At 66.5% G+C, this 14,706-nt stretch carries 15 protein-coding genes; 8 read left to right on the top strand and 7 right to left on the bottom strand.

Translation table 11 applies throughout. The features are described from left to right. Positions 1-2: 2 nt before the first annotated feature. The 6 genes from RSA25_RS15605 to ykgO form a co-directional block, all read right to left on the bottom strand. Entirely contained in the window at positions 3-1,238 is a 1,236-nt protein-coding gene (locus RSA25_RS15605; RefSeq protein WP_332809765.1) for a TraB/GumN family protein, read from the bottom strand. Beyond that, on the bottom strand, positions 1,231-1,761 hold the full coding sequence (locus RSA25_RS15610; protein ID WP_332809766.1) for an N-acetyltransferase family protein: 531 nt from the start codon (positions 1,759-1,761) through the stop codon (positions 1,231-1,233). The genes RSA25_RS15605 and RSA25_RS15610 overlap by 8 nt, the downstream gene beginning before the upstream one ends. Positions 1,762-1,781: 20 nt before the next feature. Further along, positions 1,782-2,669 carry a carbon-nitrogen hydrolase gene (locus RSA25_RS15615; protein ID WP_332809767.1) on the bottom strand — a complete coding sequence of 296 codons (888 nt, stop codon included), beginning with the start codon at positions 2,667-2,669 and terminating at the stop codon, positions 1,782-1,784. A gap of 249 nt (positions 2,670-2,918) precedes the next feature. Further along, a complete protein-coding gene (locus RSA25_RS15620) occupies positions 2,919-3,956 on the bottom strand; it encodes an agmatine deiminase family protein (protein WP_332809768.1) in 1,038 nt (345 codons plus the stop codon). A gap of 43 nt (positions 3,957-3,999) precedes the next feature. Next, positions 4,000-4,326: a hypothetical protein gene (locus tag RSA25_RS15625; protein WP_332809769.1), complete on the bottom strand. Its 327-nt coding sequence runs from the start codon at positions 4,324-4,326 to the stop codon at positions 4,000-4,002. 156 nt (positions 4,327-4,482) lie between these two features. Continuing rightward, positions 4,483-4,608, bottom strand: coding sequence for a type B 50S ribosomal protein L36 (gene ykgO, locus RSA25_RS15630; protein ID WP_017355593.1), 126 nt, complete (start codon positions 4,606-4,608; stop codon positions 4,483-4,485). Positions 4,609-4,802: 194 nt separating this feature from the next. Here ykgO and cmk point away from each other — a divergent pair, with 194 nt between their 5' ends. The 8 genes from cmk to galU all read left to right on the top strand — a co-directional run bounded on the left by cmk (position 4,803) and on the right by galU (position 13,121). Continuing rightward, positions 4,803-5,483, top strand: a complete 681-nt coding sequence (cmk, locus tag RSA25_RS15635) for a (d)CMP kinase (RefSeq protein ID WP_332809770.1) — start codon at positions 4,803-4,805, stop codon at positions 5,481-5,483. A 197-nt stretch (positions 5,484-5,680) separates the two neighbouring features. Next, entirely contained in the window at positions 5,681-7,366 is a 1,686-nt protein-coding gene (gene rpsA, locus RSA25_RS15640) for a 30S ribosomal protein S1 (RefSeq protein WP_068851279.1), read from the top strand. Between the two features lie 87 nt (positions 7,367-7,453). Then, positions 7,454-7,759, top strand: a complete 306-nt coding sequence (locus RSA25_RS15645) for an integration host factor subunit beta (protein WP_017355596.1) — start codon at positions 7,454-7,456, stop codon at positions 7,757-7,759. Positions 7,760-7,862: 103 nt separating this feature from the next. Further along, a complete protein-coding gene (locus RSA25_RS15650; RefSeq protein WP_332809771.1) occupies positions 7,863-8,153 on the top strand; it encodes a LapA family protein in 291 nt (96 codons plus the stop codon). A gap of 6 nt (positions 8,154-8,159) precedes the next feature. Continuing rightward, positions 8,160-9,338, top strand: coding sequence for a lipopolysaccharide assembly protein LapB (lapB, locus tag RSA25_RS15655; protein WP_332809772.1), 1,179 nt, complete (start codon positions 8,160-8,162; stop codon positions 9,336-9,338). Positions 9,339-9,356: 18 nt separating this feature from the next. After that, positions 9,357-10,316 (top strand): glycosyltransferase family 4 protein, encoded by a 960-nt coding sequence (locus RSA25_RS15660; protein ID WP_332809773.1) that lies wholly within the window; start codon positions 9,357-9,359, stop codon positions 10,314-10,316. Between the two features lie 16 nt (positions 10,317-10,332). Then, positions 10,333-12,240 (top strand): nucleoside-diphosphate sugar epimerase/dehydratase, encoded by a 1,908-nt coding sequence (locus RSA25_RS15665; RefSeq protein WP_332809774.1) that lies wholly within the window; start codon positions 10,333-10,335, stop codon positions 12,238-12,240. Continuing rightward, a complete protein-coding gene (galU, locus tag RSA25_RS15670) occupies positions 12,237-13,121 on the top strand; it encodes a UTP--glucose-1-phosphate uridylyltransferase GalU (RefSeq protein WP_332809775.1) in 885 nt (294 codons plus the stop codon). Before RSA25_RS15665 ends, galU begins: the two co-directional genes overlap by 4 nt. 190 nt (positions 13,122-13,311) lie before the next feature. On the opposite strand, the gene RSA25_RS15675 is transcribed toward galU, so the two are convergent. Beyond that, positions 13,312-14,520, bottom strand: coding sequence for an acetyl-CoA C-acyltransferase (locus tag RSA25_RS15675; protein WP_282246963.1), 1,209 nt, complete (start codon positions 14,518-14,520; stop codon positions 13,312-13,314). Between the last annotated feature and the right edge of the window lie 186 nt (positions 14,521-14,706).

Here is a 14,706-nt window from a genome sequence, read left to right on the forward strand (position 1 = left end):
GCTCAGCCCGCCACCTTCCCCCACACCTGGAACCCGGTCAGCCACAGTCCCAGCATGCTGCCAATGTTGGTCAGGATGAAGGTCAGCACCACGCGCGTCACGCGGTTGCGGTACCAGCCCTTCAGGCTCTGTGCGTCATCGCGCAGCTTGAGGAAATCCTGGTAGGCCGGCTTGCGCAGCCGCGTCTCCACCAGCGCGGCGAATGCGCCGGTGGGAATGCTCAGCCGGAACGGCTTGAACGGGGCCACCACGATCGCCGTCAGGATGCTCAACGGGTGGCTGCCGGCCAGCAGGCAGCCCAGGCCGGCCAGGCCGCCGGTATACATCGCCCAGGTCAGCAGCAGCTCGCCGCCCACGCCCAGCCCGCCGCGATAGAACCCCACCGCGATGCCGGCCAGCACCACGGCCAGGATGGTCAGCGTGATCCACGGGATGTTGCGCTTCTTCGGCACCGCTTCCAGCGATTCGCGCAGCGGACCGGGTGCATCGGTGTCGGTTTCCAGATACTTCGCCAGCCCGGCCAGGTGGCCGGCACCGACCACCGCCAGCACCTCGCGCTGCGCCGGGTCATGCACTTCGCGCAGCCGGGTGGCCATGTAGCGGTCGCGCTCGCCGATGATGGTCTCGTACAGCGCCGGGTTCTCGCTGGCGAACTCACCGAAGCTCGCCTCCAGCATGTCGCCCTGCTTGAGCTTCTCGATCTCGTCCTCGCCCACCTCGTCGGAGGCGAACAGGCCGGCGCCCAGGCCCATCACCAGCTTGATCCGGCCGATGAAGCCCAGCCGCTGCGAGGCGCGCTTGAAGGTCAGGCCGACCTCGCGGTCGATCAGGTGGACCGGCAGGTTGTGCGCGTTGGCCAGGGTCACCGCGCGCTTGAGTTCGGCGCCCGGTTCGATCTCCAGCTGCTCGGCCAGGCGTCGCTGGTAGGCCGCCAGCGCCAGGTTGGCGGCGAACAGGGCCACGCGCCCCTTGCGGATCACCTCCACCAGGTCCAGCTTGGCCATCGCGTCGGGGTCGGTCAGCGCCTGCAGCCGCTGCGGGTCCAGCTCGACGGCCACTGCGTCGAAGCGACCGCTGCCGATGGCGCGCTCCACCGCCTCCACGCTGGCCTGGGACACATGGGCGGTGCCCAGCAGGGTGTAACGCACGCCGTCGCGCTCGACCACGCGCACGGGCTGGCCGGCGAACAGGGTGTCGCCGGTGTCATCGATCTGGGTATCAGTCATCGCATCATTCATTCGAAGGGGCGCTGTCGGCACCATCGCCGAGCGCGCGCTGCATCTGGACGGTGTCCAGCCAGCGGCCGTGCTTGCGGCCGAGGCCGCGGAAAATGCCAACGGTGTGGAAACCGAAGCGCTCGTGCAGCTTGATCGAGGCGGTGTTGGTCGGCTCGCCGATCACCGCCACCATCTGCCGGTAACCGCGCGCCACGCAGGCATCGATCAGGCCCTGCATCAGCGCCGTGCCCACGCCGCGGCCCTGGAAGGCGGCATCCACGTAGACCGAGTTCTCCACCGTCCACTGGTAGGCGATGCGCCCGCGGTAGGTGTTGGCGTAGGCATAGCCGGCGAGCTGGCCATCGACCTCGGCCACGATATAGGGAAAGCCACGGCCGACGATGTCGTGCATGCGCCGCTGCATCTCGGCGGCGTCGGGCACGTCGTATTCGTAGGTGTTGACCAGGTCGGTCACCTCCACCGCGTAGATCGCGGTGATGGCGTCGATGTCGGTGTCGCGGGCGTCGCGCAGCTGCACGGTCACGGGGGCAGGGGTCCTGGCAGTCAGTCGATATAGCGCTTGAGCAGGTCGCCGTATGCATCGATGCGGCGATCGCGCAGGAACGGCCAGATCCGGCGCACGTGTTCGCTGCGCTGCAGGTCCACCTCGCAGATCAGCACGGTGGGGTCGCCACCGGCTTCGGCGATGAACTCGCCCTGCGGGCCCAGCACGTGGCTGTTGCCCCAGAACTGGATGCCCGAGGCGCCCAGCGGAGAGGCTTCATGGCCCACGCGGTTGCAGCTGAGCACCGGCACGCCGTTGGCCACGGCATGGCCGCGATGGCTGAGCACCCACGCATCGCGCTGGCGGTTCTGCTCGTCCTGCTGGTCGTCCGGGTCCCAGCCGATCGCGGTGGGGTAGAGCAGCAGCTCGGCGCCGGCCAGCGCCATCAGGCGCGCCGCTTCCGGGTACCACTGGTCCCAGCACACCAGCACGCCGAGACGGCCGACCGAGGTGTCGATCGGCTTGAAGCCGATGTCGCCCGGGGTGAAATAGAACTTCTCGTAGAACCCCGGATCGTCAGGGATGTGCATCTTGCGGTACTTGCCCAGCAGCGTGCCGTCCTTCTCGAAGACCACCGCGGTGTTGTGGTACAGCCCGGCCGCGCGGCGCTCGAACAGCGAGCCGACGATGACCACGCCGTGCTTCTTCGCCAGCGCACCGAGGCGTTCGGTGCTGGGGCCGGGAATCGGCTCGGCCAGGTCGAATTCGTCCACCGATTCGTGCTGGCAGAAATACGCGCCGTTGTGCAGTTCCTGCAGCAGGATCAGCTTGGCACCCTGGGCAGCCGCTTCAGCCACGCGCGTTTCGATCACGGCCAGGTTGGCCGCGGCGTCGCCGTGGTTGCGCTCCTGGATCAGGGCGACGGAAAGGGGGTGGCGTGGGCTCATCCGGGGGCGGTCCTGCGGGGGAAAAACGCAGTTTATCGCGGATGGGTGCACGCGGCGTGCTGCTTGATAAACAGGCGGGGCGGGTGCGGGTGCGGTGCATTCCCGCACCCGGCGCGGCTGACGGGTTGCCGGCCAGCGGCCGGCACGACCGAACAGCGCATGCGCGGAAGGCGCAACGCCGGTAAACCGCCATCGTGGGTCGCGGCGGATCCATCCGGCAGGCCACGACCGTTGTTCGTGGCGCCCCGGTCAGGCCAGCAGGCCCTGCGGCAGCTGCATGGTGATGCAGTGAAGACTGCCGTTCTGCCAGATCAGCGAGCGGCACGGTACCGGCACGATCTCCCGGTCCGGGTAGGCCTGCGCCAGCACCGCGCGCGCGGCCTCGTCGGCCACATCGCCATAGGCCGGCATCAGCACCGCGCCATTGAGGATCAGGTAATTGGCGTAGGACGCCGCCAGGCGGCGGCCGTCATCGATGACCGGCTGTGCCCACGGCAACGGGAACAGGCGGTACGGCGCGCCCGACACGGTGCGCAGGGCCGCCAGCTCGTTGCCCATCGCCTGCAGCTCGGCGAAGTGCGAATCGCTGGCGTCATCGCAGGCCTGGTACACGATGCTGTCCACCGAGGCGAAGCGGGCGAGGGTGTCGATGTGGGCATCGGTGTCGTCGCCTTCCAGGTAGCCGTGGTCCAGCCACAGCACCCGGTCCTGCTGCAGCCAGCTGGCCAGGTCGGTGCTGAGCGAGGCGCGGTCGCGGTCGGGATGGCGTTCGTGCAGGCACTGCCAGGTGGTCAGCAGGGTGCCGGCGCCGTCGGTCTCGATGCCGCCGCCTTCCAGCGCGAACGGGATGCTCTGCACCTGCGCGCCCGCGGCGAACACGCCGGCGTCGTGCAGCACGCCCACCAGCTTGTCGTCCAGGCTGGCGTCGAACTTGCCGCCCCAGCCGGTGAAGCGGAAGTCCAGCAGGCGGAAGCCGCCGTCGGCGCGGGTGAGGGTGATCGGGCCGGAGTCGCGCAGCCAGGTGTCGTCGTACTGCGCGGTGACGAAACGCACGCGGTCCATGTCGATGCGGTTGGAGCGCAGGCGCGCATCGGCGTAGGCCTCCAGATCGTCGTCGGCGACGATGATCAGCACCGGCTGGAAGCGGGTGATGGCCGCGACGAGGGCGATGTAGGTGTCCTCGACGTCACCCAGGCGGTCGGCCCAGTCGGTGTCGGCGTGGGGCCAGGCGATCAGGATGGCGGACTGGGTTTCCCATTCGGCCGGAAAGCGGAGCGTATCGTTCATGGTCTCGGTGCGATGGCCCGCCGCGGCACGGGCGGCGGGTGGGTCAGCGGATCGGCGGCTTGGGGCCGACTTCGTTGGCGTCGGCCTTGTTGGCCACCACGTCGATCACCTTCTGCTTCTCGAAGTAGACGGTGAACTGCGGGTAGACCCAGCGGTTGATGGTCGGCCACTGGCGCTTCTGGCCGCCGCGCGGGTCCAGGCGCTCGCCCGGATCGCCGAACTGGGACTGCACCTGCTGCATGCTCTGGCCGCGGACGGGCAGGGCGGTGGCGGGCTTTTCCTGGCTGCGGTCGATCAGCAGGGTGTCGGCCTGGGCGCTGGCGCAGGCCAGCAGCGCAAGCAAGGGCACGGTGGTCAGGTAACGCTTCATCTCGATCTACTCCCCAGTGGTCAAGAATACGGGCGGCGTCACGACCAGCGGTCGTGGCGGGCAGTGCGATTACACCAAAATTGGCAATAAAAAACCGCCCGGAGGCGGCTTTTTATTCAGGAAGGCCGCGACCGTGGGGCCGGGACTCCTAAAGGCTCAGCGCTGGCGAGCCTTGAAACGCGGGTTCGACTTGCAGATCACGAAGATCTTGCCACGACGGCGGACGACCTTGCAGTCACGGTGACGGGACTTGGCCGACTTCAGGGAAGACAGGACTTTCATTGCATACCTCGGCGTAAACGTTGGATTCGGTTGGAGCGCGGCCGCGATATGCAGATGACAATCGGCAGGTGACGCTCGTTCAAGCCCGCCATTCTACCGGGCTTTTTTCCATCCTTTCAAGTGGTTGCACCAAAAAGGTCTCAGGAGGCCCCTGGCGGGGGCTAGAATGGGCGGTCAATTCCACAGGGAAACCCATGAACCAGCTTCCTCCCGTGCTCACCATCGACGGCCCGTCCGGGGCCGGCAAGGGGACCGTCAGCCGCATTGTCGCACGCCGCCTGGGCTGGCATTACCTGGATTCGGGCGCCCTGTACCGCGCCGTGGGCGTGGCGGCCAGCTGGGCCGATATCGACACTTCCGACGCCTCGGCGCTGGTCCGCTGCACCTTTGATACGCACGTGCGCTTCATCGAGGCGGCCGACGGCGGGTTGCGGGTGGTGGTCAACCAGGCCGACGCCACCGACGAGCTGCGCCTGGAGACCACCGGGGCGCTGGCCTCGGCCATTGCAGCGATCCCCGAGGTGCGGGCGGCGCTGAAAGAGCGCCAGCGCGCATTCAGGGTTCTCCCCGGCCTGGTGGCCGACGGCCGCGACATGGGCACGGTCATCTTCCCCGACGCCCCGTTCAAGGTCTTCCTGACCGCCAGCGCCGAGGAGCGTGCCGGGCGCCGGCATAAGCAGTTGAAAGACAAGGGGGTTTCTGTTAACTTTGATGACCTCCTGCGCGAGATCATGGCCCGCGACGCCCGTGATGCACAGCGCACAGTGGCGCCCCTGAAGCCGGCAGACGATGCCGTCATCATCGACACCAGTGGTATCGGCATCGACGACGTCGTTGCCAACGTGTTGGATCTGCTTCCGGTTTCGGGTGCCTGATCCGTTGTACAGGAGGACCGCCAATCCATCGGCGGTGTCGCACATCGCAAGGCAACACAAGCTCCGTCCCGCAATGATGCGTGGCGGTTTTCCTACTTAACACACGACTTGCAGTACCGGGGTCGACCAACAGGCGGGCGGTCGCCAGTTCCCTGAAGGGAAGCCGACCGACCCATGTGTCCAACAGAGTAAATCTAATGACCGAATCATTTGCCGAACTGTTTGAAGCCAGCCAGGCCAATCTGGCCAAGCTGAAGCCGGGCGCCATCGTCAGCGGTGTCGTCGTTGAAGTCCGCGGCGACGTCGTGGTGATCAACGCCGGCCTGAAGTCCGAAGGCATCGTGCCGATCGAGCAGTTCCGTAACGACGCTGGCGAGATCGATGTCGCCGAAGGCGACGTCGTCAAGGTCGCCCTCGATTCCATCGAGAACGGCTTCGGTGAGACCGTCCTGTCGCGCGAGAAGGCCAAGCGCGCGATGGTGTGGGACGAGCTGGAAGAAGCGTTGGAAAAGAACGAAACCATCACCGGCCGCATCAGCGGCAAGGTCAAGGGTGGTTTCACCGTGGACATCAAGGATGTCCGCGCGTTCCTGCCGGGTTCGCTGGTGGATGTGCGCCCCGTGCGCGATCCGGCCTACCTGGAAGGCAAGGAGCTGGAATTCAAGCTCATCAAGCTGGACCGCAAGCGTAACAACGTCGTGGTCTCGCGCCGCGCTGTCGTCGAAAGCGAGCACTCGGAAGAGCGCGAGCAGCTGATGGACAAGCTGCAGGAAGGCGCGATCCTGAAGGGTGTCGTCAAGAACCTGACCGATTACGGCGCATTCGTGGACCTGGGCGGTATCGACGGCCTGCTGCACATCACCGACATGGCCTGGAAGCGCGTGCGCCATCCGTCCGAAGTCGTGAACGTCGGCGACGAGCTGGACGTGCGCGTGCTGAAGTTCGACCGCGAGCGCAACCGCGTTTCGCTGGGCCTGAAGCAGCTGGGCGAAGATCCGTGGGATAACATCGCCCGTCGTTACCCGGCCAACAGCCGCGTCTTCGGCAAGGTCTCCAACGTCACCGATTACGGCGCGTTCGTCGAGATCGAGCCGGGCGTGGAAGGCCTGGTGCACGTGTCCGAGATGGATTGGACCAACAAGAACGTCAACCCGTCCAAGGTTGTGCAGGTCGGTGACGAAGTTGAAGTCATGGTCCTGGACGTCGACGAGGAGCGTCGCCGCATCTCGCTGGGCATGAAGCAGGTTGCCGCCAATCCGTGGGAGACCTTCGCGGCCATCCACAAGAAGGGCGACAAGGTGTCGGGCCAGATCAAGTCGATCACCGACTTCGGCATCTTCATCGGCCTGGACGGCGGTATCGATGGCCTGGTGCACCTGTCCGACATCAGCTGGAACACCACCGGCGAAGACGTGGTCCGCAACTTCAAGAAGGGCGACAACCTGGACGCGGTCGTCCTGGCCGTCGATCCGGAGCGCGAGCGCATCAGCCTGGGCGTCAAGCAGCTGGAGCAGGATCCGTTCGGTCAGTACATGGCCGCCAATCCGAAGGGCTCCAAGGTCGAAGGCGTGGTCAAGGAAGTGGACGCCAAGGGCGCAACCATCGAACTGGCTGACGGCATCGAAGGCTACGTGGCCGCTCGCGATGTTGCGAACGAGCGCGTGGACGACGCGACCCAGTTCCTGAAGGTCGGCGACAAGGTGGAAGCCAAGTTCGTGGGCATGGATCGCAAGGGTCGTACCCTGCAGCTGTCCATCAAGGCCAAGGACGACGCGGAAATGCGCGAAGTGCTGGAGGAATACCAGTCCTCGTCCGCTTCCAGCGGCACCACCCAGCTCGGCGCGCTGCTGCGTGCACAGCTGAACGGCAACAAGTCCGAGTAATCGGCCTCTCGCTGTCGTAGTTTCCTGGACGGCCCGGACATCAGTCCGGGCCGTTTCAGGGTCTGAGTTCCCCCCGAAGAGCCCGTAATGACCAAATCCGAGCTGATCGAAATCCTGGCGCGCCGACAGGCGCATTTGAAGTCGGACGATGTCGATCTGGCGGTAAAGTCGTTGCTGGAAATGATGGGTGGGGCGCTGGCCGGCGGGGATCGCATCGAGATCCGCGGGTTCGGCAGTTTTTCATTGCACTACCGGCCGCCACGGCTGGGGCGCAACCCCAAGACCGGGGAATCGGTCGCGTTGCCGGGCAAGCATGTCCCGCATTTCAAACCGGGCAAGGAACTGCGTGAGCGCGTGAGCGCCGTGGTGCCGCTGGAAAGCGATCCTGCCTGAAGACTGTCATCCGCTGCGCGGATGCATCCATTCCACCGGGTTGGCTGGCAGAGGGGGCGGGTAGTCCGCTACTCTTGAAGCTTCACGGTACGGGAGCTGCTGCATGAAAGTCGTACGTCTGCTGATCCTGTTGGCGGTGCTTGTCGTGGGCCTCATCATCGGTGCGCTCAACTCGGCCCCGATCGTCATCAGCCTGGGCTTTACCCAGATCAATTCCACCACCGGCCTGGCGATCATCGTCGCCCTGCTGTCCGGTGCCATCATCGGCGGCGGCCTCGTGCTGGCCAGCATGGTGATCCCGCTCTACGCAAAGCTGCGCAGGGCGCAGAAGGCCAACCCGACCGTGGTCGTGGCGCCGGCCGCTTCCCCTTCTTCTCCTTTCGACGGACGCTGAGCGCCGATGGAATTTGTCTCCGAGTGGTTCTGGTTCTTCCTGTTCCTGCCGTTGGCGGCGGTCTCTGGCTGGGTGATCGGCCGGCGTGGCGGCCAGCGCCACGGTGACAACCAGGTCAGCCACCTGTCCAGCACCTATTTCCGTGGCCTGAACTACCTGCTCAACGAGCAGCCGGACAAGGCCATCGAGCTGTTCCTGCATATCGCCGAGCTGGACAAGGAAACCTTCGAGACCCAGGTCGCGCTGGGCCATCTGTTCCGCCGTCGCGGCGAAGTGGACCGGGCCATCCGCTTGCACCAGGGCCTGGTCAACCGTGCCGACCTCAACGATGCGCAGCGCGTGCAGGCCTTGCTGGCGCTCGGCGAGGACTACATGAAGTCCGGCCTGCTGGACCGCGCGGAAACGGTCTTCACCGAGCTGGCGCAGATCGACCAGCGCGCCCCGCAGGCGCTCAAGCACCTGATCGGCATCTACCAGGCCGAGCGTGACTGGGAAAAGGCCATCGACAACGCCAGTCGATTCGAGGAAGTCACCGGCGAGCCGATGGGCAAGCTGATCGGTCAGTTCGAGTGCGAGCTGGCCGAGCGCTACCGCGGCGCCGGCAAGATCGAGGAGGCAAGGGCGGCCATTGCCCGGGCGTACCAGGCCGACGCGATGTCGGTGCGTGCCGGCATCATCGAGGGCCGCCTGGAGGCGGATGCGGGCAATGCCGAGGCGGCCGTGCGCGCCTTCGAGCGGGCCGCCCGCAACGACCCGGAATACCTGCCCGAAGTGCTGCAGGCGCTGATGCAGAACTACCGCAAGGTCGGCGACCTCGGCGGCGCGCGCGCGTTCCTGTCCGAGATGACCGAGCACTACCGCGGCATCGCCCCGGTGCTGGCGCTGACCCAGTTGATGGAGGAGCAGGAAGGCGTGGCCCCGGCACGCGCCTACCTGGGCCGCCAGCTCAAGGACCGGCCCTCGGTGCGCGGCGAGTCGGCGCTGATCGACCTGACCCTGGCCGAAGGTGCCGATTCCACCGCCACCCTGCACGACCTCAAGCACATCACCGACCAGTTGCTGGTCCGCAACCCGGCTTACCGTTGCACCCGCTGCGGCTTCGGCGCGCGCACGCACCACTGGCAGTGCCCCAGCTGCAAGGAATGGGGCACGGTCAAGCCGCTGCTGAACTACGCGGTGCTCTGAGCCATGCCGGCGGCCTGGATGATGGCATTGCCCGCGGTGCTGGCGATGGCGGCGGCGCTTACCTGGGCCGCACGCCATTACGCGTTGCGCCGCAACCTGATGGACCAGCCCGGCGAGCGCCGCAGCCATGGCGTGGCTACCCCGCGTGGCGGCGGCATCGCGATCGTGCTTACCCTGTTGCTGGCCACCGGCGTGGCGGCCTGGGCCTGGCCGGGCGCACGCGTCCCGCTGCTGGTGTTCGGGCTGGGCCTGGTGCTGGTGGCCGGGATCGGCTGGTGGGACGACCATCGGCCGCTGCCGGCGGTGCGCCGCCTGATGGTGCACCTGGTGGCCGCCGCGCTGGTGGCCGTGCTGGTCTGGCAGGCCAGTGGCAACCCGCTGCAGGCGGTGCTGGCGCTGTTGTTCACGGTGTCATTGATCAACATCTGGAATTTCATGGATGGCATCAATGGCATTGCCACCACCCAGGCCGTCCTGGCCGGGCTGGCCTTCGCCGCCGTGATGCCGATGCCGTTTGCCCTGGCCGGGCTGGTGTTGGCGCTGGCCTGCCTGGGCTTCCTGCCGTTCAACTTCCCGCGGGCCCGGATTTTCATGGGCGATGTCGGTAGCGGCGCGCTTGGCTACGCCATCGCTGCCCTGGTCTGCCTGGCCAGCGTGGTCACGGAGATCCAGTGGATCCTGCTGCTGGTGCCGCTTTCAGCCTTCCTTGTGGACGCCGGCTTCACACTCCTGACGCGCATGCTGTCCGGGCAGCGATGGATGGAACCCCACACCCAACATCTCTATCAGCGGGCGGTCAAAGGTGGACTGAGCCACACTTTTGTCACCGGGCTTTACTTTGTTTTTGGTCTGTTCAGTATTACAGTGTTTAATGCTTGCAGCGATCTGCAGCCGAGGTGGGAGGCTGCCGTGGCCGTCGCGTGGTTGATCCTCGCGACTGGTTTGTGGCTACTCCTGCGCAAGGGAATGCGCAATTAGAAGGATTGTTTGTTTTATGACGCCTTGGCAGGACCGTCTTACCAGTTTGATACCGCGCGGCGCCATCGTGGTCCACGACCTGTTCATGGTCTGGGCCTGCTGGCAATTGCTGCATGCCGGTCGTTACTCCATGTTGGCCGACGCGCCTTCGCTGCCCCTGTGGAACATCGACACCTCGCTGGTGCTGGTGATCCAGGCGGTGGTGTTCTGGCGGGTGGGCCTCTACCGCGGCCTCTGGCGTTTCGCCAGCGTCGCCGACCTGCTCAACATCTTCAAGGCCAGCTTCATCGGCCTGCTCGCCATCGTGGTGGTGCTGGCCTACAAGCGCTTCAACGGCGTGCCGATGTCGGTGCTGGTCATCTACCCGTTCGCGCTGTCGGCGCTGCTGGGCGCGCCGCGCCTGCTGTACCGGGCCTGGAAGGACTACCAGTCGCTGCAGTCCGATGCGACCGCCCGCCGCGTGCTGATCCTCGGGGCCGGCCAGGCCGCCGAGGCGCTGGTCCGCGACCTGCGCCGCTCCGGTGACTTCGAACCGGTCGGACTGCTCGACGATGCCCCGCACCTGCAGGGCGCCAAGCTGCAGGGCCTGCCCATCCTGGGCACGCTGGACGACGCGCCCGCGGCGGTGCGCGAGACCGCCGCCAAGCTGCTGGTGATCGCCATCCCCTCGCTGGACGCGGTCGGCATGCAGCGCGTGGTCGCCATCTGCGAGGCCACCGGGGTGCCGTTCCGCATGGTGCCCAAGCTCAATGACGTGCTGCTGGGCCATTCGTTGCCCGGCGAGCTCAAGGAAGTGGCGATCGAGGACCTGCTGGGGCGCAAGCCGATCCTGCCGGACTGGTCGCTGATCCGGGGTTGGCTGGGCGGGCGCACCGTGCTGGTGACCGGCGCCGGCGGCTCGATCGGCTCGGAGCTGTGCCGCCAGTGCGCGCGCCACGGGGCCGGGCGCATCGTGCTGCTGGAAATGAGCGAGCTGCTGCTGCTGACCATCGAGGCCGAGCTCAAGCGCAGCTTCCCCGACCTGGACGTGGAGGCGGTGCTGGGCGACTGCGGCGACCCGTCGGTGATCCGCCATGCGCTGTCGCTGTCCAATGTCGATGCGGTGTTCCATGCGGCCGCCTACAAGCAGGTGCCGGTGCTGGAGCGCCAGCTGCGCGAAGCGGTGCGCAACAACATCCTGTCCACCGAGACGGTGGCGCGCGCCTGCGTGGAAGCGCGGATCGAGCACTTCGTGTTCATCTCCACCGACAAGGCCGTGGACCCGGTCAATGCGCTGGGCGCCAGCAAGCGCTACGCCGAGATGATCTGCCAGAGCCTGGACCATAAGACCAGCCACACCCGTTTTGTGACCGTGCGCTTCGGCAACGTGCTGGCCTCGGCCGGCAGCGTGGTGCCGCTGTTCCGCGAGCAGATCCTCAAGGGCGGCCCGGTCACGGTGACCGACCCGGAAGTGACCCGTTACTTCATGACCATCCCCGAGGCCTGCCAGTTGATCCTGCAGGCGGCCGCCTCGGCGTCGCATGGCGCCATCTACACCCTGGACATGGGCGAGCCGGTGCCGATCCGCGTGCTCGCCGAGCAGATGATCCGCCTGGCCGGCAAGCAGCCGTACAAGGACATCGCGATCATCTACACCGGCCTGCGCCCGGGCGAGAAGCTGCACGAGACCCTGTTCTATTCGGACGAGGACTATCGCCCCACCGCCCATCCGAAGATCCTGGAAGCCGGCGTGCGTACCTTCGCGCGCGACCAGGTGCTGGGCAACGTGCCGCGCCTGCGCGAAGCGATCGCCACCTACGACACCGACGCCATCAACAACATCCTGTTTGCGACCATGCCGGAGTTCTCGCCGCTGCAACAGGATGATCACGTTGCGTCGGCTAAGGTGCTTCCTTTCCCGGCACGAGAGGCCAACAGGCTGTGACGAACAAGCGCATTCGCAAGGCGGTTTTCCCGGTGGCTGGATTGGGCACGCGTTTTCTGCCCGCCACCAAGACGGTGCCCAAGGAGATGCTGCCGATCATCGATCGGCCACTCATCCAGTACGCCGTCGACGAGGCGATCGAAGCAGGCTGCGACACCCTGATCTTCATCACCAACCGCTACAAGCACGCGGTGGCCGATTACTTCGACAAGGCTTACGAGCTGGAACAGAAGCTCGAGCGCGCCGGCAAGAAGGAACAGCTGGAGCTGGTCCGCCACGTGCTGCCCGAGGGCGTGCGCGCGATCTTCGTCACCCAGACCGAAGCGCTCGGGTTGGGGCATGCGGTGCTGTGCGCCAAGGCCGTGATCGGCGACGAACCCTTCGCGGTGCTGCTGCCCGATGACCTGATCTGGAACCGGGGTGAGGGCGCGCTCAAGCAGATGGCCGACCTCAACGCGGCCACCGGCGCCAGCGTGATCGCCGTGGAAGACGTGCCGCACGAAAGCACGGCCAGCTACGGCATCGTGGCGACCGAGGCCTTCGACGGGCGCAAGGGCCGTATTTCGCAGATCGTGGAGAAGCCCAAGCCGGACGATGCGCCCAGTGACCTGGCCGTGGTCGGCCGCTACGTGCTCAGCCCGAAGATCTTCGAGCTGCTGGAGGCGACCGGCACCGGTGCCGGTGGCGAGATCCAGCTGACCGATGCGATCGCCACCCTGCTGCAGTCCGAGCCGGTCGATGCGTACCGTTTCGAGGGCACGCGTTTCGACTGCGGCACCCATCTGGGGCTGGTCGAGGCCACGATCCGCTTCGCGCTGGAGAACAAGAAGCTGGCCAAGCCGGCACGCGAGAAGCTCACCCAGATGCTGGCCGAAGACTGATTGGAATGCGTGGATACGCACCGTTGGTGCGTATGCAGATGAGGTAGATACGCACCGTTGGTGCTTATGCCACAACCGAGAAGGGCGCCCACCACGCCCGCCCTTCTTGTTTTTGGCGCTGTGCCGACCCGTGGTCGGCACCTACCGGGGATGCGCGGTGCCGACCAACGGTCGGCACCTGGTACGCCCCTTACAGCGACTCGAAAATGCCCGCCGCGCCCATGCCGGTGCCGATGCACATGGTGACCATGCCGTACTTCTGCTGGCGACGGCGCAGGCCGTGCAGCAGGGTCGCGGTACGGATCGCACCGGTCGCGCCCAGCGGGTGGCCCAGCGCGATGGCGCCGCCCAGCGGGTTCACCTTGGACGGGTCCAGGCCGCAATCGCGGATGACCGCCAGCGATTGCGCGGCGAAGGCTTCGTTGAGCTCGATCCAGTCCAGCTGGTCCTGGGTCAGGCCGGCCTGCTTGAGCGCCTTGGGGATCGCCGCGATCGGGCCGATGCCCATCACTTCCGGGCGCACGCCGGCGACGGAGAAGCTGACGAAACGCGCCAGCGGCTTGAGGCCGTAATCCTTCACCGCCTGCTCGGAGGCCAGCAGCACCGCACCGGCACCGTCGCTCATCTGCGAGGAGTTGCCGGCGGTCACCGTGCCGCCGAACTGGCCGTTGCGGAACACCGGGCGCAGCTTGGCCAGGCCTTCAGCAGACGAATCCAGGCGCGGGCCTTCGTCGGTGTCCACGATGCGGTCGCGGGTGATGATGCGGCGGCCGTCGGCCAGGTCGGGCTGGCGGGTGCGCACGTCATAGGGGCTGATCTCGTCCTTGAAGTCGCCGTTCTGGATCGCGGCGATGGCCTTCTGGTGCGAGGCCAGCGCGAACGCGTCCTGCTCCTCGCGCGAGACCTTCCACTCTTCGGCCACCTTCTCGGCGGTGATGCCCATGCCATAGGCGATGGCCACGTGGTCGTTGTCGAACACGCTCGGCGCCATGGCGATCTTGTTGCCCATCATCGGCACCATCGACATCGACTCGGTGCCGCCGGCCAGCATCAGGTCGGCGTTGCCCAGGCGGATCTGGTCGGCGGCCATGGCCACGGCCTGCAGGCCGGAGGAGCAGAAGCGGTTCACGGTCTGCGCGGCGATGGTGTCCGGCAGGCCGGCCAGCAGCACGCCGATGCGCGCCACGTTCATGCCTTGCTCGGCTTCGGGCATGGCGCAGCCGATGATCGCGTCATCGATGCGGTTGACGTCGATGCCCGGCGCCTGCGCGACCACGGAGCGGAGCACGTGGGCGAGCATGTCGTCCGGGCGGGTATTGCGGAACACGCCCTTGGGCGCCTTGCCGACCGGGGTACGGGTGGCGGCGACGATGTAGGCGTCCTGGATTTGCTTGGTCATTGCAGTGATCTCTTAGATAAGAATTGGAAGAGGTTGCCGGCCAGCGGCCGGCACTACCGTTTTCTTCCGTCAGTTCCGCAGCGGCTTGCCGGTCTTGAGCATGTGCGCGATGCGGGCCTGGGTCTTTTCCTGCTGGGCCAGTTCGACGAAGTGCTTGCGCTCCAGGGTCAGCAGCCACTCTTCGTC

Source organism: Stenotrophomonas sp., assembly GCF_036662295.1.
In the GTDB taxonomy this organism is placed as follows: domain Bacteria; phylum Pseudomonadota; class Gammaproteobacteria; order Xanthomonadales; family Xanthomonadaceae; genus Stenotrophomonas.